At 72.3% G+C, this 24,357-nt stretch carries 23 protein-coding genes; 14 read left to right on the top strand and 9 right to left on the bottom strand.

Annotated elements, in window-relative coordinates; translation table 11 throughout:
- Nucleotides 1-82: 82 nt before the first annotated feature.
- The 7 genes from BJ971_RS22880 to BJ971_RS22850 all read left to right on the top strand — a co-directional run bounded on the left by BJ971_RS22880 (nucleotide 83) and on the right by BJ971_RS22850 (nucleotide 6,862).
- A complete protein-coding gene (locus BJ971_RS22880) occupies nucleotides 83-982 on the top strand; it encodes a LysR family transcriptional regulator (RefSeq protein ID WP_184995280.1) in 900 nt (299 codons plus the stop codon).
- A gap of 78 nt (nucleotides 983-1,060) precedes the next feature.
- Nucleotides 1,061-2,122 (top strand): class 1 fructose-bisphosphatase, encoded by a 1,062-nt coding sequence (locus tag BJ971_RS22875; protein ID WP_221478825.1) that lies wholly within the window; start codon nucleotides 1,061-1,063, stop codon nucleotides 2,120-2,122.
- Nucleotides 2,122-2,994 (top strand): phosphoribulokinase, encoded by an 873-nt coding sequence (locus BJ971_RS22870; RefSeq protein WP_184995279.1) that lies wholly within the window; start codon nucleotides 2,122-2,124, stop codon nucleotides 2,992-2,994. Before BJ971_RS22875 ends, BJ971_RS22870 begins: the two co-directional genes overlap by 1 nt.
- A complete protein-coding gene (locus BJ971_RS22865; protein ID WP_203709259.1) occupies nucleotides 2,991-3,926 on the top strand; it encodes a phosphoribulokinase in 936 nt (311 codons plus the stop codon). Before BJ971_RS22870 ends, BJ971_RS22865 begins: the two co-directional genes overlap by 4 nt.
- Nucleotides 3,923-4,690, top strand: coding sequence for an HAD-IA family hydrolase (locus BJ971_RS22860; protein WP_184995278.1), 768 nt, complete (start codon nucleotides 3,923-3,925; stop codon nucleotides 4,688-4,690). The genes BJ971_RS22865 and BJ971_RS22860 overlap by 4 nt, the downstream gene beginning before the upstream one ends.
- A gap of 332 nt (nucleotides 4,691-5,022) precedes the next feature.
- Nucleotides 5,023-5,700 carry a response regulator gene (locus BJ971_RS22855; protein ID WP_184995277.1) on the top strand — a complete coding sequence of 226 codons (678 nt, stop codon included), beginning with the start codon at nucleotides 5,023-5,025 and terminating at the stop codon, nucleotides 5,698-5,700.
- A gap of 7 nt (nucleotides 5,701-5,707) precedes the next feature.
- The gene (locus BJ971_RS22850; RefSeq protein WP_184995276.1) at nucleotides 5,708-6,862 is read left to right on the top strand and encodes a GAF domain-containing sensor histidine kinase; all 1,155 of its coding nucleotides are present in this window, start codon (nucleotides 5,708-5,710) and stop codon (nucleotides 6,860-6,862) included.
- A gap of 1 nt (nucleotide 6,863) precedes the next feature.
- Here the strand turns inward: BJ971_RS22850 and BJ971_RS22845 are convergent, their stop codons facing one another.
- Entirely contained in the window at nucleotides 6,864-7,829 is a 966-nt protein-coding gene (locus BJ971_RS22845; RefSeq protein WP_184995275.1) for an NAD-dependent epimerase/dehydratase family protein, read from the bottom strand.
- A gap of 95 nt (nucleotides 7,830-7,924) precedes the next feature.
- Complete coding sequence (locus tag BJ971_RS22840) at nucleotides 7,925-8,155, bottom strand: hypothetical protein (protein ID WP_184995274.1); 231 nt, start codon at nucleotides 8,153-8,155, stop codon at nucleotides 7,925-7,927.
- Between the two features lie 319 nt (nucleotides 8,156-8,474).
- Between BJ971_RS22840 and BJ971_RS22835 the strand changes: the two genes are divergently transcribed.
- The 4 genes from BJ971_RS22835 to BJ971_RS22820 all read left to right on the top strand — a co-directional run bounded on the left by BJ971_RS22835 (nucleotide 8,475) and on the right by BJ971_RS22820 (nucleotide 12,029).
- Nucleotides 8,475-9,560 (top strand): helix-turn-helix domain-containing protein, encoded by a 1,086-nt coding sequence (locus BJ971_RS22835; protein WP_239087424.1) that lies wholly within the window; start codon nucleotides 8,475-8,477, stop codon nucleotides 9,558-9,560.
- Nucleotides 9,561-9,562: 2 nt separating this feature from the next.
- Nucleotides 9,563-10,708, top strand: coding sequence for a hypothetical protein (locus BJ971_RS22830; protein ID WP_184995273.1), 1,146 nt, complete (start codon nucleotides 9,563-9,565; stop codon nucleotides 10,706-10,708).
- An 80-nt stretch (nucleotides 10,709-10,788) separates the two neighbouring features.
- A complete protein-coding gene (locus tag BJ971_RS22825; protein WP_184995272.1) occupies nucleotides 10,789-11,415 on the top strand; it encodes a ClpP family protease in 627 nt (208 codons plus the stop codon).
- Nucleotides 11,412-12,029, top strand: a complete 618-nt coding sequence (locus BJ971_RS22820) for a ClpP family protease (protein ID WP_184995271.1) — start codon at nucleotides 11,412-11,414, stop codon at nucleotides 12,027-12,029. The genes BJ971_RS22825 and BJ971_RS22820 overlap by 4 nt, the downstream gene beginning before the upstream one ends.
- Here BJ971_RS22820 and BJ971_RS22815 read toward each other — a convergent pair whose 3' ends face one another.
- From BJ971_RS22815 to BJ971_RS22805, 3 genes are all read right to left on the bottom strand, one after another.
- A complete protein-coding gene (locus tag BJ971_RS22815; protein WP_184995270.1) occupies nucleotides 12,030-12,410 on the bottom strand; it encodes a helix-turn-helix domain-containing protein in 381 nt (126 codons plus the stop codon).
- Nucleotides 12,411-12,481: 71 nt separating this feature from the next.
- Nucleotides 12,482-13,474 (bottom strand): hypothetical protein, encoded by a 993-nt coding sequence (locus tag BJ971_RS22810; RefSeq protein WP_184995269.1) that lies wholly within the window; start codon nucleotides 13,472-13,474, stop codon nucleotides 12,482-12,484.
- 69 nt (nucleotides 13,475-13,543) lie between these two features.
- Nucleotides 13,544-14,353, bottom strand: coding sequence for an NADPH-dependent F420 reductase (locus tag BJ971_RS22805; RefSeq protein WP_184995268.1), 810 nt, complete (start codon nucleotides 14,351-14,353; stop codon nucleotides 13,544-13,546).
- On the opposite strand from BJ971_RS22805, the gene BJ971_RS22800 reads away from it, so the two are divergent.
- Complete coding sequence (locus BJ971_RS22800) at nucleotides 14,352-15,218, top strand: hypothetical protein (protein ID WP_184995267.1); 867 nt, start codon at nucleotides 14,352-14,354, stop codon at nucleotides 15,216-15,218. The genes BJ971_RS22805 and BJ971_RS22800 overlap by 2 nt on opposite strands.
- 221 nt (nucleotides 15,219-15,439) lie before the next feature.
- Here the strand turns inward: BJ971_RS22800 and BJ971_RS22795 are convergent, their stop codons facing one another.
- Nucleotides 15,440-15,628: a hypothetical protein gene (locus BJ971_RS22795; RefSeq protein ID WP_184995266.1), complete on the bottom strand. Its 189-nt coding sequence runs from the start codon at nucleotides 15,626-15,628 to the stop codon at nucleotides 15,440-15,442.
- A gap of 301 nt (nucleotides 15,629-15,929) precedes the next feature.
- Between BJ971_RS22795 and BJ971_RS22790 the strand changes: the two genes are divergently transcribed.
- A complete protein-coding gene (locus tag BJ971_RS22790) occupies nucleotides 15,930-17,591 on the top strand; it encodes a glucuronyl esterase domain-containing protein (protein ID WP_184995265.1) in 1,662 nt (553 codons plus the stop codon).
- 15 nt (nucleotides 17,592-17,606) lie between these two features.
- Here the strand turns inward: BJ971_RS22790 and BJ971_RS22785 are convergent, their stop codons facing one another.
- Together BJ971_RS22785 and BJ971_RS22780 are read right to left on the bottom strand one after the other, a co-directional pair.
- Entirely contained in the window at nucleotides 17,607-19,973 is a 2,367-nt protein-coding gene (locus BJ971_RS22785; RefSeq protein WP_184995264.1) for a right-handed parallel beta-helix repeat-containing protein, read from the bottom strand.
- 88 nt (nucleotides 19,974-20,061) lie between these two features.
- Nucleotides 20,062-20,910, bottom strand: coding sequence for an ABC transporter substrate-binding protein (locus BJ971_RS22780; RefSeq protein ID WP_184995263.1), 849 nt, complete (start codon nucleotides 20,908-20,910; stop codon nucleotides 20,062-20,064).
- 110 nt (nucleotides 20,911-21,020) lie between these two features.
- Between BJ971_RS22780 and BJ971_RS42240 the strand changes: the two genes are divergently transcribed.
- On the top strand, nucleotides 21,021-22,595 hold the full coding sequence (locus tag BJ971_RS42240; protein ID WP_184995262.1) for a methyl-accepting chemotaxis protein: 1,575 nt from the start codon (nucleotides 21,021-21,023) through the stop codon (nucleotides 22,593-22,595).
- A gap of 25 nt (nucleotides 22,596-22,620) precedes the next feature.
- Here the strand turns inward: BJ971_RS42240 and BJ971_RS22770 are convergent, their stop codons facing one another.
- Nucleotides 22,621-24,339: an acyl-CoA dehydrogenase family protein gene (locus BJ971_RS22770; protein ID WP_184995261.1), complete on the bottom strand. Its 1,719-nt coding sequence runs from the start codon at nucleotides 24,337-24,339 to the stop codon at nucleotides 22,621-22,623.
- Nucleotides 24,340-24,357: the final 18 nt, after the last annotated feature.

Raw genomic sequence — 24,357 nt, 5'->3', positions numbered from 1 at the left:
CGACCCTGCCGCTCGGACACTCCATCCGTCCAGCGAGCTTTCACCGGGTTCACTTGAGCGTTCGCTTGTCTATTGTGGGCCGATGACCCCGATCCGGTTGCAGACATTCCTGGCGATCGTCGAGTGTGGGTCCGCGCGCGCCGCCGCGCAGCGGTTGTCGGTCACCGAGTCGGCCGTCTCGGCCTCGCTGGCCGCGCTGCACCGCGAGGTCGGCGTCGTGCTGTTCGAGCGCAGCGGGCGGGGGCTGCGGCTGACCGAGGGCGGCGAGGTGTTCGCCGGTTACGCGCGGCGCATCCTCGGCCTGCTCGACGAGAGCGTCGCCGCGGCCCGGCGCGGCGTGGACGCGGAGCGCGGGCGGCTGCGGATCGGCGCGGTCACCACGGCCGGCGAGGCGCTCATCCCGGGCCTGCTCGCCTCGTTCCGCGAGCGCTACCCGCAGGTCGAGGTGACGCTCGACATCGGCGTCCGCGACCGGGTCGCGGCGCTGCTCGCCGATCACCGGCTGGACCTCGTCATCGGCGGCCGGCCCGGCGCCGGCCAGGTCACCCGGGCCACCCGGGCGAACTCGATGGTGGTCGTGGCCGCGCCGGGCGCGGAGCACGACCTCGCGACGGTGAACTGGCTGCTGCGGGAGGCCGGCTCGGGCACCCGGGACGCGACGCTCGCGCTGCTGCAACGGATGCAGATCGACCCGCCGCTGCTGACGCTCGGCTCGGTCGGCGCCGTGGTGTCGTCGGCGGCCCTCGGCCTCGGCATCACCCTCGTCTCCACCGACGCCGTCGAGGCGCACCTGCGCGCCGGAACGCTGCGCCGGATACCCGCGCCCGGCACGCCGCTGAGCCGGCCGTGGCACGCCGTCACCACGGCCGCGCCGACCGCCACCACCGAGCTGTTCCTGCGCCACCTCACCCAGCCGCGACACGCGGGCGAACTGGTGTTCCGGGTGGCCCGATCTCATCCGCCCACCCGCCCGCGCGGGTGAGGCACGCGGGCCGCCGCGCCCGTACGTTCGGCGCAGCCCGTGACGCCGCCGTCGCGGCCCGACCGTTGGGAGACCACCGTGCCCAACCTGACCGAGACCGCCGCCGGCCTGGTCGCGCCCCGCGGGCGCATCACGCTCACCCGGCACACCATCGAGCAGGAGCACCGGCATCTCGACTCGACGGGCGACTTCTCCGGCCTGCTCAACGCGATCGCCACGGCCGTGAAGATCATCGCCAACCAGGTCAACCGCGGCGGGCTGGCGGCACCGGCCGATCGCCTCGCCCGCGCGAGCAACGAGGTGATGACGGCGGAGACCCTGTGGGGCGGGCACCTGGCCGCCACCGCGTCCGCGGCGAGCGGGGGCATCGTGGCGGTGCCCGCGCCGTACCGGCGGGGCAAGTACCTGCTCGCCTACTCCCCGCTCGACGGCTCGGACGGCATCGACGTGAACCAGTCGGCCGGGACGATCTTCTCGGTGCTGCGCACCCCCCGCCCGGGCGCCGATCCGCGAATCGAGGACTTCCTGCAACCCGGCACCGAACAGGTCTGCGCGGGGTTCGCCCTGTACGGGCCGGCCACCATGCTCATCCTGACGACCGGCGACGGCGTCGACGGCTTCACCCTCGACCGCGACATCGGCGCGTTCGTGCTCACCCACCCGCGGATGCGGGTGCCCGAGCAGACCCGCGAGTTCGCCATCAACAGCGCCAACGAGCGCTTCTGGGAGGCGCCGGTGCGGCGGTACATCGGCGAGTGCCTGGCCGGGCGGAGCGGGCCCCGGGAACAGGACTTCACCATGCACTGGGTGGCTTCGCTGGTGGCGGACGCGTTCCGCATCCTCACCCGCGGCGGCGTCGTGCTCTACCCGGCCGACAGCAACCCCGGCCGGCCCGGCCGGCTGCGGCTCATGCACGCGTGCAACCCGATCGCGTTCCTCGTCGAGCAGGCGGGCGGGCGGGCCGGCACCGGGCGCGGCCGGACCATGGAGCTCGCCCCGGCGCGGCTGGACCAGGCCGCGCCGCTGGTGTTCGGCTCGCGGGCCGAGGTCGAGCGCATCGAGCGCTACCACGGCGAGCCGGGCGACGAGAGCTTCGACGGCTCGCTGTTCAACGTGCGCTCGATGTTCCGGGCCGGCTGATGTCGGCCGAGCACCCCGTCGTGGCCATCACCGGCTCATCGGGCGCCGGCACCACGTCGGTGACCCGTACGTTCCAGCACATCTTCCGCCGGGAGGGCCTCACCGCCGCCATCGTCGAGGGCGACTCGTTCCACCGCTTCGACCGGGAGGAGATGAAGAAGGAGACGGCCGCCGCCGCGGCGGGCGGCAACCCGAACTTCTGCCACTTCGGGCCGGAGGCGAACCTGCTGCCGGAGCTGGCGGCGCTCTTCGAGGAGTACGGCAAGACCGGCACCGGGCGGCTGCGCCGTTACCTGCACGACGACGAGGAGGCCGCGCCGTTCGGGCAGGACGCGGGCACCTTCACGCCGTGGGAGGAGATCCCGCCCGGCACCGACCTGCTCTTCTACGAGGGGCTGCACGGCGCGATCGTGACGCCGGACGCCGACGTGGCGCGCCACGCCGACCTGCGCATCGGCGTCGTGCCCATCATCAACCTGGAGTGGATACAGAAGCTGCACCGGGACCGTACCCAGCGCGGCTACTCCGAGGAGGCGGTGATGGACACGATCCTGCGCCGGCTGCCGGACTACGTGCACCACATCTGCCCGCAGTTCTCGCAGACACACATCAACTTCCAGCGGGTGCCCACGGTGGACACCTCGAACCCGTTCATCGCACGCACCATTCCGACCGCCGACGAGAGCTTCCTGGTCATCCGCTTCGCCGACCCGAAGGGCATCGACTTCCCGTACCTGCTGTCGATGCTGCACGACTCCTTCATGTCCCGGCCGAACGTGATCGTCGCGCCGGGCGGGAAGATGGAGCTCGCGATGCAGTTGATCTTCACCCCGATGATCCTGCGGCTGATGCGCCGCCGGATCCGGGCATGACCGCGGCGCGCGCCGCCGGCGGGCCTGTCGGCGCGCGCCCGGTCATGCTGGCGGTCGGCGGCGACAGCGGCTCGGGCAAGACCACGCTGGCGCGGGGGCTCGCCGAGGCGATCGGCCCGCGCCGCTGCACCTCGATCTGCGTGGACGACTACCACCGGTACGACCGGGCGCAGCGCTCGGCGTTGCGGCTGACCGCGCTGTCGCCGCAGGCCAACCACCTCGACATCATGGAACAGCACCTCCAGCTGCTCGCCATCGGCCAGCCGATCCTCAAGCCGGTCTACGACCACCGCCGCGGCACCTTCGCCCGGCCCGAATACCTGCGGCCGCGCCCGTTCGTCATCGTCGAGGGCCTGTTCCCGCTCTTCTCGAAGCTGTCGCGGGCCTGCTTCGACGTCACCGTCTTCGTCGACCCGCCGGAGGAGCTCCGGCACCGGTGGAAGATCCGCCGCGACACCACCGGCCGGGGCTACACCGAGGCCGAGGTGCGCCGCGAGCTCGCCCGCCGCGAGCCGGACTCGGCCGCGTACATCCGCCCGCAGCGCCGCTTCGCCGACATCGTCGTGCGGTTCGCGCCGGCACAGGACGGCTCCGACCCGCCGGGCGCGCCCTCCACCGCCGAGCTGCTGCTGCGCCCGACGGTGCAGCACCCGCCGCTGGCGAGCCTGCTCGCCGACGGCGCCGGCGCGGCAATGGACCTGGGCGTCGTCCGGGACGACGACGGCAACGCCGTCGACCGCCTCCGGGTGCACGGGCGCGCCGCACCCGAGGACGCCCGGCTGCCGGCCAGGGCGCTCTGGGAGGTGGTCGGCCGGGGCCGGGAGATTCCCCGCGGGCTCGGCCGGCTCGCCGACGGCGCGCACAGCGAGCCGCTCGCGATCACCCAGGAGATGCTGCTGTTCCACCTCATGCAGGAGGTGTACCAACGGTGAAGGCTTCCATGCCGCGCCCGCTGCGCGCGGTGATCTTCGACGTCGACGGCACCCTCGCGGAGACCGAGCGCGACGGGCACCGCCAGGCGTTCAATCAGGCGTTCCGCGACCACGGGCTGCCGTTCCACTGGGACGTGGCCGAGTACGGCCGGCTGCTTGCCGTGACCGGCGGCCGGTACCGGCTGGCGTGGTACCTCGCGGAGCAGGGCCTGAGCGACCCGGCCGGTGCGGCGCGGGTCCTGCACCGGACCAAGACCGCGCACTTCGCCGCCTGGCTGCGCGCCGGCCCGCTGTTCCCGCGCCCCGGCGTGCACGAGCTGCTGGCCGGGCTCCGCGACAGCGGCGTGCCCGTCGCGATCGCCACGACCGGCCGCCGGGAGTGGGTGAGCATCCTGCTCAAGCGACTGTTCGACGACATCGGGTTCGCCGCCGTCGTCACCGGGGACGACGTGGCGGAGCTCAAGCCGGACCCGGAGGCCTATCTGCGGGCCCTGTCCCGCCTGGACGTCGAGGCCCGGGAGGCCGTCGCCGTCGAGGACTCCCCGCCCGGGCTGGCCGCCGCGACCGCCGCGGGGATCACCTGCCTGGTGGTGGCCTCGGAGTACCACCTGGACATGCCGTTCCCGGGCGCCGCGGCGGTCCTGCCGGGCTTCCTGGCGACGGACCTGCCCGACGCGGGCCTGTCCGGCGTCTTCGCCGACGGGGTCACCGCGGACGCGCTGCGGTGGCTGCACTCGGCGGCTCAGGGCCGGGGCGCGCGCTGAGCGTGACTGTCCGATTACGACACCTCGACATCGACCGATGGCACCCGTACTATTCCCTGCAAATGCCGACCAATGACCGGGCCAGCCGCCCGGGCATCGGACCGGCATCGAGGCAACGGCGTCCGGCGCTGGTGACCAACCGGCGGGACCGGACGTGGTTGCGGCCGCGGCTGGACCACGCCCCGCCGCGGCTGACCGTGCGGCTGCCGCACGCGCCGGGCCCGAGCCCGTATTCGACCTCATCACCGACCGTTCACGCGGTGCGACGCCGCCTTCCCACCGGGGACACACCGCGGTACACGGCGGGGAACGGCTTGCTGGAGGAGTCCATCATGAGCAGCCCGCACCCGCCCGACCGGACGCCGATCCGGGTGCTGCTCGTCGACGACCACGAGATGGTGTTGCAGGGGCTGCGGGCCATGCTGGCCCGGTTCCCGGGCGAGGTCGAGGTGGTCGGCTCGGCCGGCGACGAGGCCGGGGCGGTTCGGGCCGTCACCGCGCACCGGCCCGACGTGGTGCTCTGCGACATCCGGCTGCGCCGCGACAGCGGCCTGGACGTGTGCCGCGCGATGCGGGCCGCGGAGCCGGCCACCCGGGTCGTCTTCCTCACCGTCTACGACGACGAGCAGCACCTTTACCAGGCGCTGCGCGCCGGCGCCTCGGGCTACCTGCTCAAGCGGATCGACGGCCACGAGCTGCTGCGTCACCTCGAGAACGTTCAGCTCGGCGACATCGTCATCGACCCCGGACTGGCCGGGCGGGTGGCGACGGCCGCCGCGCACCTGCGCCACGGCGAGTTCTGGCCCGGCGCCCGGCTGGGCCTGACCCAGCGCGAGAGCGAGGTACTGGCGCTGCTCGTCGGCGGCCTGTCCAACAAGGCCATCGCGGCGCGCCTGGTGGTCAGCGACGACACCGTCAAGACGCACCTCCGCGGCCTGTACCGCAAGCTCGAGGTCAACGACCGCGGCTCGGCCGTCGCCGTCGCGCTGCGCGAATGCCTCTTCCGATGAGCAGCTCATGACGGATCTTCTCGACCGCGTTCGCGGCTGGGTGACCCGCGAGCCGTCGCTGCCGGCGGTGCTCGACCGGGTGGCCGGCGCGCTGACCGGGGCGCTGGCGGCCGACGGATGCCTGGTGTTCCTCGTGGACGACGACGGCGACCTGGTGCTCGGCGCCGGCCACCCCGCGCCCGGCGAGCCCGGGCTTCGGCTTCCGCGCGGCTTCGGGGTGACCGGGCGGGTGGCCGCCGACGGGATCCCGGTCGTCCTGGTCGACGACCAGCCGCGCAACCCGCGCCACCGGGAGCTGCTGGGGCTCGGCGCCGGCGACCCGGTGTCGCGACTGTGCGTGCCCGCCCGGGTGCCGGACGGCGGATGCGTGGCCGTCCTGGCGGTGTTCAGCAGGCGGCGGCGCGCGTTCGGCGCCGACGAGGTCGACACGGCGCAGGCGGTGGCGGACCTCGTCGCGCTGCGGGTACACCTGTCCGCGCTGGCCGAGGCCGTCGACGGGTACCGGAACCTGCGTGACCGAGCGGTCGCGGACACGGTGTTCCTCCAGGAGGCCGAGCGCCGCCGGATCGCCGGTGATCTCCACGACGGGGTCACGCAGGCCATCGCCAGCCTCAGCTTCCGCCTGTCGGCCGCGAGGACGGCCCTGCGCGACGGCGACATCGGCGACGTCGCGAGGCAGGTCGACGCGGCGGCGTCGCTGGCCGATCTCGCCTTCGGCGAGACCCGCAGCGCCATCACCGGGCTCAGCAGCCCGATCCTCGACGACCTCGGCCTGCCGGCGGGCCTGGCCAGCCTGGCCCGCAACGTGCCCAACCTGCCGATCCGGGTCGACGCGCAGGACCTGTCGCTGCCGGACCACGTCACCACCTCGCTGTTCCGGGTGGCGCAGGAGGCGATCCACAACATCGTCCGGCACGCGGACGCCAGCCGCGCCGTGGTCCGGCTGGGCCGGCACGGGCGCACGGCCCTGCTGACCGTCACCGACGACGGGCGCGGCTTCGAGCCGGCGGCGGGGGAGTCGTGCCGGGTGCACCCCGGCGGCGCTCCGCGCGGCCTGCGCGGCATGGCCGAGCGGGTGCGCCTGCTGGGCGGCGAGCTCCGGGTCCGCTCCCGGCGCGACGAGGGGACCACGATCGAGGTACGGATTCCCGACGTCCTCTGAGCTAGCGGTGCCTCCGCCAGGACTCCCAGGCCGAGGCGACCGCCTCGGTCAGCGAGCTGCGCGGTCCGATGCTCATCCGCCGGGCGCGGCCCAGGTCGGCGACCACCTCCGCGGCGTCGCCGGCGCGGCGGGCGCCGGAGCGGAACGGCACCTCGGCGCCGGCCACCCGGCCGGCGATCCGGACGAGGTCGAGGACGGAGGTCCGCTCGCCGCTGCCCACGTTCACGGCGCGGCGCCGCCGCGGCGACCACGGTCGCGGGTCCGACAGGAGCTCGACGCCGCGCAGGTAGGCCCGGGCGACGTCCTCGACGTGTACGTAGTCGCGGACCGCGCTGCCGTCGCGGGTCGGGTAGTCGTGGCCCCGCACCACCAGTTCCGGCCCGTCGGTCAGCGCGCGGAAGACCGCCGGGAGCAGCCCGGTCGGCCCGGTGTCCGCCGCGTACGGGTGTGAGCCGGCGCCGACGACGTTGAACTGCCGCAGCGCCAGCGACCGCAGCGCGCCGCCGTACGCCGAGATGATCCGCTCGCCCTCGACCTTGGTGACGCCGTACGGGTTCACCGGCCTGAGCCGGTGCCGCTCCCGGACCCGGCGCCGGCCGGTGTCGCCGTACACCGCCGCGGACGAGGCGAACAGCAGCCGCCCGACGCCGGCCCGGGTCATCGCCGCGACGAGGTTGCGGACGCCGTCGACGTTGTCGGGCCAGTAGTGCCGGGCGTCGCGCGGGAACTCCGGCGCCGTCTTGCACGCGGCGAGGTGGACGACGCCGGCGGCCGGGTACCGCCCGAACAGCGTGTCGAGGTCGTCCGGGCTGGTCACCGAGCCCTTGACCACGGCGACGTGGCCGGGCAGGCGGTCGAGGCGGCCGGTGGAGAGGTTGTCGAAGACCACCACCTCGTGCCGTCGGCTCAGCAGGTGGACGACGTGCGCGCCGATGAACCCGGCCCCGCCGGTCACGATCCAGGTCAACGTCGTCCCTATCCAGCTCGCGGCTCCAGGCGCTGTCGTCGAGCACATGTTCACGGAAGGCGGCGGGTGTCCGGTCCCGCCACGCCGTGCGGTCGTCAGCGGTTCAGCGCGCCGATGATCACCACCGTCGCCACGATCGCCGTCGTGACGTAACCGGCGACGGCCGTCGGCACGCGGGCCGTCTCGGTGAACGTCCGGACGATCACGTAGGTGGCGCTGATGACCAGCCAGGTGACGCTGAGGATGGCGGCCAGCGCCGTCGCCGCGACGATGACGGCGGTCAGGTCGTGCGAGTATCCGCTCTCGGCGTACGGAGGGATTGCCACGATCGCTTCGGGGATTATGGTTTTCACGGGTGGGCCTTTCTGCGTCAACTGTCAGCGGGACCGCCCAGAACCAGCGGCGCCCTGGCCGGGGCAACGGCCGGGGCGCTCTGCTGTCCTGGAGGGGCGCGCGGCAACCGTCTGCCGGGCCGCGGCGGCTGACCCATCGAGGCCTCCCCAGGATCTACCTGTAGTACCTGTATCGATACTGTAAGTTACTGGAATTCTTCATCGCAACAACGATGGAGAGTGGACCATGCCTGTTCACTGTGCTGATTGCCTGTTCAGCCGTAGTACAGTGAACTTTTCTGGAGGTGCCCAGGTGGCCACTGTGGGCGATCCCGGCCGCGCCCTGGCCGTGCGACTGCGCAAGCTGCGCAAGTCCCGGTGGCCGGACATCTCGATCACCCAGGCGGAGCTGGCCGAGGCGCTGAGCGGGCGCAAGAAGGCGAGCGTCCAATTGGTCTCGTCGTGGGAGCGCACCTCGATCGTGACGCTGCCGCCGGAGGACCGTCTCAACGCCATCCTCACGTTCTTCTGCACCCGGCGATCGATCGAGGCGCGGCCCTACCGGCTGATCGGCGAGCAGGACCTGACGGCCGACGAGATCGAGGCGAGGGCCGTGCTCCGCGACGAGCTGTTCGCGCTGCGCGAGGCCGCACTCGCCCTCCCCGAGGCGCCGCCGGACGTACCGGCGCCGTCGCCGCGGAGCATCGTCGGTCGTGGACCGTGGCACTACAAGGTGGGCCCGGTCGTGATCGTCGTGGCCGATCCGGGCAACGAGGCGCCGTCGGCCAGCCTCGACCCGGACCGCTCGAAGCTGTCCCGCCTCGCCGACCTCGACTCCCTGATGGAGCTCTACGGCCATCTCCGGGCGGTCAACCCCGACCTCGACGTCCGCTACGTCAGTGCGCGGGACATGCAGGAGGACGACTGGACGGCACACCTGGTGCTGGTCGGCGGTATCGACTGGAACGAGGCGACGCAAGACGCCATGCGGCTGACCCCCGTCCCGGTGACGCAGCACTCCGACGACGACGATCCGAGTCGCGGGTGTTTCCGGGTCGTTGACCGGGGAGAGGACCTGTCGTTCGCCCCCGAGTTCGAGGATCGTGGCGGCGGCCGGGTCCTGGTACAGGACGTGGGCCAGTTCTTCCGGGCGCTCAATCCGATGAACCGGGAGAGGACCCTGACCGTATGCAACGGAATGTATGGCAGCGGAGTTTACGGAGCGGTGCGCACGCTCACCCACGACGTCTTCCGGGAGAAGAACGCCGAGTACCTGGCGCAGAGGTTCGCCGGTGACTCCTTCAGCCTGCTCTTCCGCGTGCAGGTGTTGAACGGGGTGGCGGTGACCCCGGACTGGACGGCGCCGGACACCGTCCTGCACGCCTGGCCGGAGGCGTAGGCGTGCCGGACCGGACGACGGTCCTGGACGCCAGGGAACTCCATCACGGATCACACGCGCACCTGCTGCGGGACGAGGACCTGCCGGACCGCGCGGCGACCGCGAGACTGGACGCGATCATCGTGCCGACCGCCTGGCCGGTCGACGCCCTGCGGCATGTCATGCGGGTCGGCAAGCGGATCGACTGTCCCGTGGTCGCGCTGTGCAGCCGGGCCGCCTCGGCCGAGCAGGCGCGCAAGCTCGCCGACCACGAGGAGGCCGCCCTGCTGGCGGTGGACGTCGACGACTCGCTCGCCCGGCTGCTGCCGTCGTTCGCCACCGACCGGCTGCTGCGCGGGGAGGGCTTCGGCAGCGTCAGCGACCTGAGCCTGAAACGCAACCTCGGGCTGGTCCTGGCGCGCGGCTCGGGCTGGCGGCGGGTGCTGTTCCTCGACGACGACATCCATGTCGACGACCCGCCGCAGCTGCACCGGGCGGCCGGTCTCGTCGACCGGTACCGGGCCGTCGGGCTGGCCAATCACGGGTACGCGGACAACTCGGTCGTCTGTCACGCGTACCGCAAGATCGGCGGGCCGCAGGACACCTTCATCGGCGGCGGCGCGATGATCGTCGACGCCGTCCGGACGACGTCGTTCTACCCGAACATCTACAACGAGGACTGGCTCTTCCTGCTCGGCGACGGCGTGCCGTTCCAGGCGGCGCGGGCCGGCGTGATGCGCCAGCGCGCCTACGATCCGTTCGCCAACCCGGCGCGGGCCGCGGCCGAGGAGCTCGGCGACACCCTGGCCGAGGGGCTGTACTGGCTGCTCGACTACGAGCGGAACATCGACACGGCGCGGCACGCGTACTGGGGTGACGCGCTGTTCCGGCGCCGCGCGTTCATCGACCTGATCATCGCGCGGCTGGGTGGCTCGGCCGAGCACGACCGGGTGCGCCGCTCGCTGGAGAAGGCGCGCGGCCGCAGCGCGGACATCACCCACTGGCTCTGCCAGAACTTCATGGTGTCGTGGAAGACGGATCTCGAGCGGTGGCGCGAGTTCCTCGCGGACGCGCCGGCCGGCTCCGGCCCGGACGAGGTCCTGCTCGAGTTCGGCGTGTCCGACCGCGCGCTGGCCTCCCGGACGTACGAGGACCGGTTCGTCTGCTGACAGCAGATCGGCTTGGTGCGCGGCCCGCGGCGGTCCCATTGTGGATCGAGTGGTCGCCTTCCGAGTACGAGGAGAAAGTCATGCAACTTGCCACCGGGATGACGCAGGGCAACGCCGGCTCGATCGACGACCAGCTGGCCACCCGGCTGCTGCATCAGCGCATCATCGTGCTCGGGACGGAGGTCGACGATCCGGTCGCGAACCGGCTCTGCGGTCAGCTGCTCCTGCTGTCGGCGGAGGATCCGTACGGAATGATCAGCCTCTACATCAACTCGCCGGGCGGCTCGGTCAGCGCCGGCCTCGCCATCTACGACACGATGCGGCTGATCCCCAACGACGTGAGCACGCTGGCGATGGGGCTGGCCGGCAGCATGGGGCAGTTCCTGCTCACCGCCGGCACGCCGGGCAAGCGGTTCAGCCTGCCGCACGCGCAGATCCTGATGCACCAGGGCTCGGCCGGCTTCGGCGGCACGGCGGCGGACGTCGAGATCTACGCCGACCAGCTCGAGCGGGTCGGCGCGACGCTGCTGCGGCTGACCGCGGAGCACACCGGGCAACCGATCGAGACGGTGGAGCGCGACAGCCGCCGCGACCGCTGGTTCACCGCGGAGGAGGCGCTCGAATACGGGCTGATCGACCACATCCTCGACCGCGTGGACGACGTGCGCCCCACCATGGGCCGCCAGCGGATGGGACTGGGCGCATGAGCCAGTACACGATCCCGACGGTTGTCGAGAAGACGCCCAATGGGGAGCGGGCGTTCGACATCTACTCGCGGCTGCTCTCCGACCGGATCATCTTTCTCGGCACCGAGATCGACGACGGCGTCGCCAACGTGGTGATCGCCCAGCTGATCCACCTGGAGTCCGCGGGAGACGGCGAGATCGGGCTCTACATCAACTCACCGGGCGGCTCCTTCAGCGCGCTGACCGCGATCTACGACACCATGCATTTCGTACGGTGCGACATCGCCACCATCTGCGTCGGGCAGGCGGCGTCCGCGGCGGCGGCCCTGCTCGCGGCGGGCACACCCGGCAGGCGCTCGGTGCTGCGGCACGCCAAGGTGACGCTGCACCAGCCGTCGAGCCAGGCCCGCGGGACGCTGCCGGACCTGGCGGTCGAGGCGAAGGAGGTGGCGAAGGTCCGCGCCGAGATGGATCAGATCCTCGCCGAGCACACCGGCCAGACGGCCGCCAGGATCCGGGCTGACACCGACCGGAGCATGACGCTGTCCGCGGAGCAGGCGGTGGAATACGGCCTCGCCGACCAGGTGATCACCGCCCGCCCGGCACGCCCGTTCCGCCTGGCCGAGGCCGGCTGATCAGGCGGCCAGCAGCATGACGGCGCCGCCGCCGTGCTGCTGCGGCCCCGCCGCGCGGTGCTGGCGCGGCGCGGAGCTCCCGAGCCGGATGAACACGGGGGCGCGGTCCATGGTGAGATCGCGCCCCACCTCGGCGAGCAGGTCGGACAGCTCGATCCGCAGCGAGTCGCAGACGGCGGCCAGGATCTCGGAGCTCGGCTCCTTGAGGCCGCGCTCGACCTCGGAGAGATATTGGACCGAGACGCACGCCTCCCGGGCGACCTCGGCCAGCGTGCGGCGCTGCTCCAGCCGGTGCCGGCGCAACACCTCGCCGACGAACGTGCGCAGCAGCGGCCGGGGCCGTGGCCTCCCGCCGGGACCGATGCGCGCGATGTCCGACATGCGGTCACGGTACCCACCGCCGGCGCGCCGCCGATACCCGCCGGCCGCCGGTTCCGCCAGCAGCGTAGAAGTCATCGCTCGGGATCACGCAGCGAGGTGGGTGAGAGGAACGGCCGGAGCGGGCCGTCGGCGGCGGCCGGCGGTAGGCGGCGGGCCATGCCGGCGAGGAGGTCGGCGATCTGCACCCGCGGGTCGTCGCGGGAGTCGACCGTCACGAGGCCGGCCAGCGGCGACGGGCCGGCGCCGTCGGACAGCGCCTGCTGAAGGCGGGTCAGCCGGCCGGCGGTCAGGGCGCTCTGCTCGTCGTGGATCACCAGCACCCGGCGGTGACCGCCGCTCCAGAACAGGACGGTCTCGGCGAGCGCCGGCAGCATCGGCTCCAGCGGTGGCGGTATCGACCGGTCGTCGTCGCTCAGCCGGGTCAGCACGGCCCACACGCGGGTGCGGCTGAGCCCGTCGAGGACGCCGCCGGCCGGTGCGCCGAGCCCGCCGCGTACCAGCGCGTCGCGGGCCTGGAAGAACCGCTCGAAGATCCGGTGGTCTGGGCGGTGCCGCCGCTTGATCCGGACCAGTTCGACGAAGGCGGCGAGGAACGCCGCCCAGTCGGGTCCGGCCGCGCGCCCGGCCCGGTACAGGCTGAGGGCGGCCGGGCGGTGGTCCTGGGTCAGGCGGGTGCCGGCCGCGTAGGACGGCTCGGCCAGGAACAGGTCGACGATGCGGGTGACGAGGTAGTACTCCTTGTCGACGACGTGGACGTGCGCCCGGCCGGTCAGCTCGGCCAGGAACCACTCCAGCGCGTCGGCCGCGTCCGGGCCGCGCAGGAACCGGCCGGACTTGAACTCGCTGGGCGAGTACCGGAAACCGGAGCGCAGCGCCGCGATTAGGGCGACCGCCTCGGCCACGCTCAGGTCGACGCTCGCGTGCGTGATCACCGGGGTGGCCGGATCGAGCAGGTTGGTGCCCGAGAACCCGGACTCGTCGCAGGCTATCTCCACGACGGCGCCGGTCACCGCCCCCGCCGGCGGCAGCCCGCCCTGAAGCGGCGTCCAGGCCCGTTCCCTCATGGCGACAATGCTCGCCCGCCCGGCGCGGGCGGGGCCACCCAATTGCGCCCCGCCCGCACCGGCCGGCGCTCAGCCCGCGTTCGGTGTGGCCGCGGCGACCGCCTCCTGTACCGCTCGGGCGCCGGCGGGTGTGCCCACCGGATCGGTGAAGGCGCCGTACGGGGTGACGTAGACCGGCGTGTCCCGCTGGGTGCGCCAGTTCTCGGCGAGCGGTCCGACGTCGACGGTGTCGTAACCGATGCGGTCGAGGAACTCGGTGACGGTGCGCTTGGCGTCGGCGTCGTCGCCCGCGATCGGCAGCGCGGTGCGGTCCGCCGCGCCGGCCGGGCGGTTCAGCGTCGCGAGGTGCTTGAAGTAGATGTTGTTGAAGCCCTTGACCACGTGGGCGTCGGCGAGGTGGCGCTGGAGCAGTTCGCCGGTGGTGGCCGCGCCTTCCTCGAGCTCGGTGATGACACCGTCGCGCTCGGGGTAGTAGTTGTTGGTGTCGATGACCACCTTTCCCTTGAGGGCGTCGGCCGGTACGGCACGGTAAGCCTTCAACGGGACCGTGACGACGGCGATGTCGCCGTCCGTCGCGGCCTGCTCCGGTGTGCCGGCGCGTGCTCGCGGGCCGAGCTCGGCGACCAGGTCACGCAGGGTTTCCGGGCCGCGGGAGTTGCTGAGCACGACGTCGTAGCCCGCGGCGACCGCCAGCCGCGCCACGGTCGAGCCGATGTTTCCGCTGCCGATGAGTCCGATTGTCGTCATGTCAGCGCGAACCTGCGGCCGTCGCGCGGGATTCCGGATCCGGGCCGCCCGTGACCGGCGGCACAGGTATCCGGCCGCCCGCCGGGCCGGCGGGGTATCTTCGGTGCGCTCGGGTACACGGAGGTTGATCATGGTGAAGGTGACCCGTCGGTTCGCCCTCTGGCAGGCGGATCTCGACGGCGGCGTCTGCGCCGTGCCGGAGGAGTGCGTCGACACCCTGCGTGAGCGGGAGCACATTCGGCTCGTGATCGAGCACCGGGTGCACGGCGGCGCGCCCGCGACCCGGGTCTTCGAGACCTCGCTGCGGCAGGACGTCGAGTGGCAGTTCGTCGACATCGCCTGGCCGCCGGACCTGCGGCCCGGCGTGCTCGTCACGGTCTCCTGGCAGGCCGCCAAGGACGAGGTCATGGTGCGCACCGCCGCCCTCGAGGAGCCGATGCGGGTCGACGGCGTCGACTACTTCCACGAGTACGACCCGAGGGTGGTCACCCGCGAGTTCGCCGCGGGCGGCTCGAACCGGGGGCAGGTGCTGCACGCGGTGCGCCGGCTGGGCCGGGTCTACTCCGACGGCAGCGCCGTGTTCGCCGAGTCGGGGCTCGCCGCGAGCTGCGGGCTCGGCCGGGGTGCCCGCGGGTCGTTCCTGCTCCGCAACGCCGTCGACCAGTTGATCCGCGAGGGCTACCTGACCCGGGTGCCGGGCAGCGTCGACGGTGCGGGCTATCCCTGCTATCCCGCCGCCGCCGGCCAGAAGGCCGCCGAGCTGCTGTTCTACTCGCCGCTGGTGGAGCCGGCGCCGTACCCGGACGAGGCGGAGGGCGCCGAGGGCGCCGACCGCCGCGACCACTGGGTCAACGGCTTCGTCCGCAGGCTGCCGCCGGGCGCGCAGCCGTCGGAGAAGCAGCTCACGCTCCACGAGCGGGCCGTCGAGAACGCGCAGGTCGCCACCGAACTCGCGCCCGGCTACACGTTCGTGAAGAAGCACCACCGCGGCGGCTGACCCGGGTGCCTTCAGGCGGCCGGCGGCGTGAAGACGAACCGTGAGCCGCCGGCCGGGTTGTCAGCGCGCCCGGCACATGGCTCAGCGTTGTCCCGGTCGTCGCCCTGGTGATCACGCCGTTCTACGGCTACACCGACATCGATCTCTGGCTGATGTACTTCGGCATCGCGCTGGCCATGGCCGCGGTCGACGGGCCGGTCGACCGCGTGCCGGCCGGGGTCTCAGAACGTGCCGCCGGTGCCGTCGTCCCGCTTGCTGTACGGATCCAGGCGTAGCCGCCCGCTTCCCGCGATGAAGCCGGGCTCGCTGTCGGCGGGCATCGAACCGGATCCGTTGCGGCGGCTGACGACGATCACCGCGCAGGTCGCGACCAGGACCGCCACGGCCCCGACCACCAGAAGAAAGATCATGTTTCGAGGCTGGCAGGCAGTATCGAGCAGCACGCTCCGGAAGTTCCATAAGCGCAGCGTCAACTTTCGGTGATGCGTCAGTCCGGTTGTAGGTCTTGCGACGGCGGGTCGAGCCTCGGAAATCCACCTGGTGGTGACCGTCAGGAAGCGTCGACGAAGGGCCTGGCGATTGACATTGTTCGATGCATTGCTCAACACTGGACGCATCCATCATGGGAGCGCTTCCATGGCACATCGCCCGAAAGTTTCGGGCCGTTGGCCGGCGTTGACCGCTTCCGACAGCCACGGAAGGAGGGTCCCGGTGACCACCAGATCGGGCCGCTTCAAGATCCGTTCGACGATCGTCGCGCTGGCGGTGACGGCGCTCGCGATAACGGCGGCGGCGACGTCGATACCGAAGGCCGCACCCGCCGCCGCGGCGGCGTCCGGCGTCGAGGACGAGGGCGCCGGCTGCGCGGTGCCCGGCCTGCCCGACGCGGGCTCGCTGCCCACCAACGCCAAGCTTCCCGACCCCTTCAAGAAGCTGGACGGCGCGCGCATCACCACCACCGCCGAGTGGCAGTGCCGCCGGGCGGAGATCAAGAAGCTGGCCGAGAAGTTCGTGTACGGCGAGAAGCCCGCGAAGCCGGCGAGCGTCACGGGAACCGTCTCCAGCACCGCCATCACCGTGAACGTGACGCACCAGGGCCGCAGCGCCGCCTTCTCCGCCAAGGTCGAGCTGCCCAGCGGTTCCGGGCCCTTCCCGGCCGTCGTCGTCCTCGGCGGCTTCGGCGCCGACACCGCCGCGATCAAGGCGGCCGGTGCGGCCGTCATCAACTACGACCCCTACGCGGTCGGCAAGGAGGGCACCCCGCGCAACAACAAGCAGGGCGCGTTCTACAGCGTCTACGGCTCGTCCAGCACGACCGGGCTGCTGATGGCCTGGGCCTGGGGCGTCAGCCGCATCATCGACGTCATCGAGCAGTCGAACGGCACGATCCTGCGGGCGGACGCGACCGGCGTCACCGGCTGCTCCCGGTTCGGCAAGGGCGCCTTCGTCATCGGCGCCTTCGACCAGCGCATCGCGCTGACCATGCCGATCGAGTCGGGCAGCGCGGGCGCGCCGATCTTCCGCGGCATTCCCGGCGAGGGCGCGCAGAGCCTGAGCAGCGCGTACGGCGAGCAGCCGTGGCTCGGCGACGCGTTCGGCACCTTCACCGGCAGCCCGGCCAGGCTGCCCGTCGACACGCACGAGATGGTGGCGATGGTCGCGCCGCGGGGACTGTTCATCATGGACAACCCGCACATCGTCAACCTGGGTCCGAAGTCCGCCAGCGTGGCCGCCCTCGGCGGGGCGGAGGTCTACAAGGCGCTCGGCGCGGGCGCGAACATCACGTACTGGTCCGACATCCAGGACGGCAACCACTGCGCCAACCGGGCCGAGTGGCGTACCCCGCTCCAGCAGCACATCCAGAAGTACCTGCTGGGCACGGGCAACGCGGCCGGCGCGATCCGGATCTCGAGCAAGGCGGCCGGCAACCTGGCCGAGTGGCGGGACTGGCAGACCCCGGTCCTCGGCTCCGGCCCGCCCAGCACGCCGCCGACCACCCCGCCCACAACGCCGCCGACCATCCCGCCCACGACGCCGCCGACCACCCCGCCCACGACGCCGCCCACCTCCCCGCCGACGGGCTCCGGCTGCACCGCCGCGGTGTCGGTCAACGCCTGGACCGGCGGGTTCGTGGCGACGGTGCGGGTCAGCGCGGGTGCGGCGGCGGTCAACGGCTGGCGGGTCGGCCTGACCCTGCCCGCGGGCGCCACCATCACCAACGCCTGGAACGCCGACCGCAGCGCCACCAGCGGCGCGGTCCAGTTCACCAACGTCGCCTACAACGGGTCGATCCCGGCCGGCGGGTACACCGAGTTCGGCTTCCAGGCCACCGGGACCAGCGCGCCGATGACACCCACCTGCGGCTCGCCCTGACCGCCGCGGTCACCGTCAGGGCGCGGTCACGCTCGACATCCAGCCCGGCTGGCCGTCGCCCTGGCGGTAGGCCATGACCCGGTACGCGGTCCCGGGCCGGCCCGCGGGGTCGGCCCACTGCTGCGTGCCGGTGCCGGCGACCAGGCCGAGCCGGTCGACGAGGTGCACGTTCCCGGCCGCCACCTTGTCGACCTGCACGAACACCTTGGCGTAGGCGGCTTTCGCCGGCGCGGCGCTGGTGTAGCCGCTGGTGATCCAGTTGCCGGCGCGGTCGACCGTGGCGGGGTTGTGGCCGGCGAGCCGGTTGATCCGGACCTTGTCGGCGTCGTAGTACTCGATGCCGGCGCGGGACCACCGCCCCGGCCCCGCGAGGGCCCGGAACGAGGCGACGGCGGTGTAGGTCCGGCCCGGCTTGACCGGGATCAGCCGGCCGGCGGCGTTGACGGATCCCGCGGCGACGGCGGTCAACGACAACGAGCCGGCGCCCAGCGCGCCGGCGCCGCTGCGGCGGGCCACCCGCGTGTTGGAGAACGCGGTCCAGCCGGAGGCGGTGGTCTCCATCCCGGCGTCGGCCTTGGCGACCAGGTTGGCCGGGATCGCCGCGCTGCCGACCGGCAGCTCGGCGACCAGTGCGCCCGCCCGGTACACCCGGTAGCCGGCGATCGGCGCATTGCCGGTCGGGTACGACTCCGCCCAGGTCAGGACCCTGTCCTTGACGATGAGCGGCGCCGGGGCGGCGGCAGCGGCCGCGGCCTTGCGCAGGGGGACGCCGATCACGCCGGCGGTGGTGGCGCCGGTCTTGGCGCCCGGGCCGGCGAGCACGGTGTTCGTGACGGTGCTGTTGGCGTTGCGGGCGCCGAGCTGGATGCCGTACCAGGTGGTGTGCGGGGTGCGGTCGTCGACGACCTTGTTGCCGTAGATCCGGTCGCCGTCGCCGATGGAGACGCCGATGCCGCTGGTCTCGAACGTGCCGCCGCCGGTCGACATCTCGGTCGAGCCGCCGTGGCCGGCGTTGACGATCGAGTTGCCGGTGATCGTGTCGGGGCGGTCCTTGACCCGGTCCATCATTCCGGCGATGAGGATGCCGGACTCGGCCGGGCGGACGATGACGTTGTCGCGGACGACGTTGCCGCCGCCCGGGCGCACGATGTGGTCGCCAGGCGCGGTGCTGCGGGTGTCCCAGTCGCCGACGGTGCCGTAGGTGCGGTCGGCGTCGGCGTAGTCGTCGTAGGTCACGGTCACGCCCGCGCCGAACGAGTCGTACAGGCGGTTGCCGCTCACTGTCGAGCCGCGCGGGTTGGTGATGTCCTTGTTCGCGCCCGCGTGCGAGTACTTGCCGTTCGACTGCAGGACGATGTGGCCGCCGCGCAGGTAGTTTCCGGTGACGGTGGCCTCCGGCACGCCCTCGAGGTACATGTCGCCGTACCCCGTGATCTTGCGCGCGACGGCGACGGCCCGGTCGGCGAAGACGGCGTTGGCCCGGATGGTGGTGCGGACCGCGTTGGTGATGTCGATCGAGTTGCCGCGGATCGTCCGGTCGAACTGGTTGTACTCGATCACCGCGCCGTCGTGGCGGCCGCCGCCGCCGATGTTGTCCTCGTCGCCGGACTCGGCGCCGCCCCAGTTGTCGAACCGGTTGTCGACGAGGTGCACGTCCTCGGCGTTGTGCAGCCAGAGCTTGAAGTACTCGAGGTTGGTGAAGCGAACCTGGCGCACCGTCCACCGGTCGCCGACGCTGACGCCGCCGCCGACGTTGGTGCCGGCGCCGCCGGCGCGGAAGTCGCAGACCTTGCCCGGTCGCGCGGGTAGGTCGGCCGGTTCCGGTGCGCCGGCGCCCTCCCGGCAGTTGCCGTTCACCGTCAGGTCGGAGACGAGGTTGGTGCTGCCGGGCGACGGCGCGGCGTCGTCCTGCGGGCGCACGAGGAAGCTGTAGCTGAAGCTGGGCCAGCTCGACGTGATCATCGAGAGGGTGGTGGCGGTGAGGCCGCTGCCCCGCAGATCGACGTTCGGCGGCAGGCGCAGGCCGGCGCCGAGCGTGTAGTCACCGGGCGACAGGAAGACCGTCGCCGGCCGCGCCGCGGTCAGCACGGCGCCGTCCGCGCCGACCTCGGCCGGTACCGCCAGCGCGGCGGCGGCCGCGACCGCCTTCTTGAGCGCGGGGTGGTTGTTGCCGGCGATCGGGGCGGGCGCCGCGACGCAGAGCGGATCGGCGGCGCAGCCGGCCGCGGTCATCGCCGCCGGGCTCACCGTCGCCGTGAGGGTGTACGTGGGCTCCGGCTCCTGCTCCTCGGCGAGCGCGTACGCGGTGGAGGCCGACAGGGCCGGCATCACCAGCAGCACCACGGCGAGCGCGCGGGAGGCGCGCGGGAACGGCAGCGGCATCGGTTCTCCGTGATCGGGGGGTGCGCCGGGCGCGGTTACGGATACGGTCGGAGCCTGCCTCAAGCTGGGCTCAAGGCAGGCTCAAGACTCATGCCCCGCCGTTGATGGCGCCGGTGCGCAGGGCGCCCTCCTTGACCTTCCACTCGTTCAGCAGCCGGTCGTAGGTGCCGTCGTTGATCAGCGAGTACAGGGCCGTCTGGATGGCGGTGGTGAGCTCCCGGCGGTCCTTCGCCACGCCGATGCCGTACGGGATGGCCTCGATCTGCGGACCGGAGAGCTCGAGCGTCGGCATCTTCTCGACGTCCAGCGCGGCGATGGGGAAGTCGTTGAGCGCCGCGTCGGCCTTGCCGTCGCGCACGGCCGCGGACGGGCCGGCCGTCGGCACGATGGTCAGGGACTTCTTGCCGCAGTCCTGCTTCTGCGCCTCGGCCATCTCGACGAACACGGTGTCCGGCTGAACGGCGACCCGGCGCCCGCAGAGCCCGGCCATGCCGCCGATGTCGCCCTGGCCCTTGGGGACCACGATCGACGTGCCGGCGTTGAGGTAGTTGACGAAGTCGGCCTTCTTCTGCCGCTCCGCGCGGTCGAACATCGACGACATCGAGAAGTCGACCTTATGGCCCTCGACCTGGTCGAGCAGGTCGCCGAAGCCGACGTTCTGCCACTCCACCTTGAGCCCCAGCCGCTCGGCGATGGCATTGCCGAGGCTGGCGTCCAGGCCGGAGAAGGTGGAGCCCTTCATGAAGGTCATCGGCTCGAAGCTCGGGTCGGTGCCGCCTTTCAGTACGCCGGCCTGTTTGACCGAGTCGGGCAGGGCGGCCCGGGCCTCGGCGAGCCGGTCCACCGGCTGACCGGTCTCCGGCTCGTCCTGGCCGGAGCAACCGGCGGCGCCCGTCAGCGTCAGTGCGACGCCCAGCAGCAGGGAAACGATCTTCATGACAACCTCCTGGGTACCTAACTGATCTCTTCGGTTCCCGGCGGGCCGACCTGAGCGGAAGGTGCCCGATATGAGCGCTTTCCGGTTAATCTTCGGTCAGGGAGGTTCCCGTGACGTTCACCATCCGGCGCCAGATCGCCGGCCTCGCCGTGATCGGGTTCGTGCTGGTGATCGTCGCCGGGGCGATCGGCTATCGCGGCACCTCGGCGCTGGCCGACCAGCAGGCGCAGGCGCGCAACTCGGCGGCGGCGCTCCAGGCGGTGCAGTCCACCGACCTGGCCCGGGCCCTGTACCGGGGCAACGTGCTGGCCGCACTGGTCACTAACAACGCGACCGAACGTCAGACGGTTCTGGACAGCATGGGTGCCAACGTGGCGCAGGCCCGGGCCGGCATCGACGACGTGATCCGGTACATGCCCGACATGCGGGAGCAGGCGGACGCCGTGCTGCCGACCCTGGACGAGCTGATCGCCTCCGGTCAGCGGATCGTGACGCTGGCCAGCCGGGTCGCCTCGGACCCGACCCGCTCCGCGGCCCTCGCGGCCCGGCCCGCCTACGACGAGGTCGACAAGAAGATGGCGCAGAGCCTGGACGCGCTGCGGTCCGAGATCACCGTGCGGGTCAAGGACTCCTACGACGAGGCCAACGCGGTCGCGGACCGGGCGAAGCTGCTCACCGTGGTCGTCGGCCTGCTGGCCGCGCTGGTCCTGGGCGGCGTCGCGCTGATGCTGGGCCGCCGGATCGCCCGCCGGGTGGACAGCTGCCTGTCGGCGGCCAAGTCCATCGCCGCCTACGACCTGACGGTGGACGCCTCCCTGTCGGGCAGCGACGAACTGACCCAGCTCGGTGCGAGCCTGAACGCGATCGTCGGCTCGCTGCGCGCCGCGCTGACCGAGATCTCCGGCAACGCGGGTTCGGTGGCGGCGGCCTCCGAGGAGCTGACCGCGACGAGCCGGCAGCTCTCCGAGGGCGCCGGCACGGCCTCGTCGGAGGCGGCGGCGGCGAGCCGCGACATCGGCATGGTCACGGCGAGCGTGGATCAGACGACGAGCGCGGCGCGGGGGCTGGAGGGCTCGATCCAGGACATCACCTCGGCCGTGACCGAGGCCGACACGGTGGCGAAGGAGGCGGTGGGGCTGGCGGTCACCACCAACCGCACCATCGAGCGGCTGCGCAGCTCCAGCGAGGAGGTGTCCGCGGTGGTCAGCATCATCACGGCCATCGCCGAGCAGACCAACCTGCTGGCCCTGAACGCGACGATCGAGGCCGCCCGCGCCGGCGAGCAGGGCAAGGGCTTCGCCGTGGTCGCCGGCGAGGTGAAGGACCTGTCCCGCGAGACGGCCTCCGCCACCGGGGACATCGCGGCGAAGGTGACCGCGATGCAGACCGACACCGCGCAGGCCTTCGAGGCGATCACCCGGATCAGCGCGGTGATCGACCGGATCGACGAGCTGCAACGCTCGATCTCCGAGGCGGTGGACGCGCAGACGAACGCGACCGGGCAGATCGTCGCGAGCATCTCGTCGGCGGTGGCGTCGGCGGCGGGGGTCTCCGACTCGATCGCCCGGGTGGCGGACACGACGAACCTGACCCACGAGGCGGCGAGCCAGACCGAGTCGGCGGCGGCCGAGCTGTCCCAGCTCTCCCAGCAGCTGCGCACGGTGTCCGACAAGTTCCGGCACTGAGCCCAGCCCGGCCGCCGTCAGGCCGCTACGGCCGCATCTCGTACGCGCCGCAGAGCGCGACGGTCTGGTCCCACACCGCGGCGGTGCGCGCCGCGTCGGCCACCGGGCGGCGGACCTGGGCCAGCGCCCACGCGGCCTGCTCGGCGGTGGTGGCGGCCTTGCCGTGCAGCTCGATCGCGTACGCGGAGAAGTCCTGCACGAGGATCGCGAAGATCTCGTCGACCAGGTGCCGGTCGAGTCCGGACAGCTCGGCCTGCTCCAGGATCAGCTGGCCGTAGACGACGAGCGCGAAGAGGTGGCCGATCGCGAGCAGGAAGTCCAGGTCGCGCTGCTGCTCCTCGCTGGGCGCGTCGCCGGTCAGCAGGGCACACAGGCCGTCGGCCTGCTCCCGGAAGCGCGCGACGTTGGGCAGGTCGGCGTGCGCGTCGTAGGCGATGCGCCAGTCGTGGAAGCGGATCGCGCCGAGGCCGCGGGCCGGGCCCTGCCGGAACAGGAACTCGTCGTCGGCCGGGTCGAAGCGCGGCGGCACCGGCGCGTACACGGCCGGGTTGAGCAGGTAGTTCGGCATGAACTTGAGGATCAGCGCGAGGTTGACGTGCACGGTGCCCTCGAGCTTGGGCAGGCCGCGGATGTCCTTGGCCGCCTTGTCGAAGTAGGTGTCCGCCTCGAAGCCCTTCGCGGCGATCACGTCCCAGAGCAGGTCGATGACCTTCTCGCCCTCGGTGGTGACCTTCATCTTGGTCATCGGGTTGAACAGCAGGTACCGGCGGTCGTCGGGGCCGGCGGACCGGAAGTAGTCGACGGCGCGGTCGCTGAACAGCTTCATCGCGACCAGCCGGGCGTACGCGTCGACGAGCTCGCGGCGCACGTGCGGGAAGTCGGTGACCGGCTTGCCGTAGAGCATCCGCCGGTGCGCGTGGGTGACGGCCTCGTACATCGCGTGCTCGCTGATGCCGATGGCGGCGGTGCAGAGGTTGAACTTGCCGACGTTGACGGTGTTGAGCGCGGCGTCGAACGCGGCGCGGCCGGTGTGCAGCACGTCCTGCTCGCGTACCGGGTAGTCCTCGAGCCGGAACTCGCTGACGTACATCTGCGCGTTCACGACGTTCTGCACCAGGTGGTACGCGGGGTGCCGGCTGTCGGCGGCGAAGAAGACGTAGCCGTCCGGCCCGTCGACGTCGGCGCGGCGGCCGAAGACCGACACGAGCCCGGCGACGTTGCCGTTGCCGATGTAGTACTTGGTGCCGCTCGCCAGGAAGCCGCCCGAGGCGTCCGGGGTGAGGATCATGTCGGTGGCGTAGATGTCGGCGCCGTGGCCGCGCTCGGAGAGCCCGAACGCCATGACGTGCCCGTCGGTGAGCAGCCGCGCCGCGTGTGCCCGGGCGACCGGGTTGGCGCTCTGCCAGACCGGGCCGAGGCCGAGGACGGTGACCTGCCAGGTGTACCAGTAGCCGAGGCCGTAGAAGCCGAGGATCTCGCTCAGGGCCGCGTTGCGGGCGGTGTCCCACCGCTTGGCGGGTTCGTCGCCGTCGGCCGCCGGGGTCAGGAACGTCGCGAACAGGCCTTCCTTGGCGGCGAAGTCCAGGAAGTCGCCGTACCAGGCCCGGTCGATGTAGCTGCCCAGGAGCTCCTTCTTACCGCGGTTCTCGAAGAAGTCGATGGTGGCGCGCAGCAGCCTGCGGGTCTCGGCGTCGAGGTGCGCGGGATCGTAGGTGTGCGGGTTGAACAGCAGCGAGTTCGCCATGACGGCGTTCCCCTTCCT

It is taken from the genome of Amorphoplanes digitatis (assembly GCF_014205335.1).
In the GTDB taxonomy this organism is placed as follows: Bacteria; Actinomycetota; Actinomycetes; order Mycobacteriales; family Micromonosporaceae; genus Actinoplanes; species Actinoplanes digitatus.
This window is presented reverse-complemented; position numbering and strand designations above follow the sequence as displayed.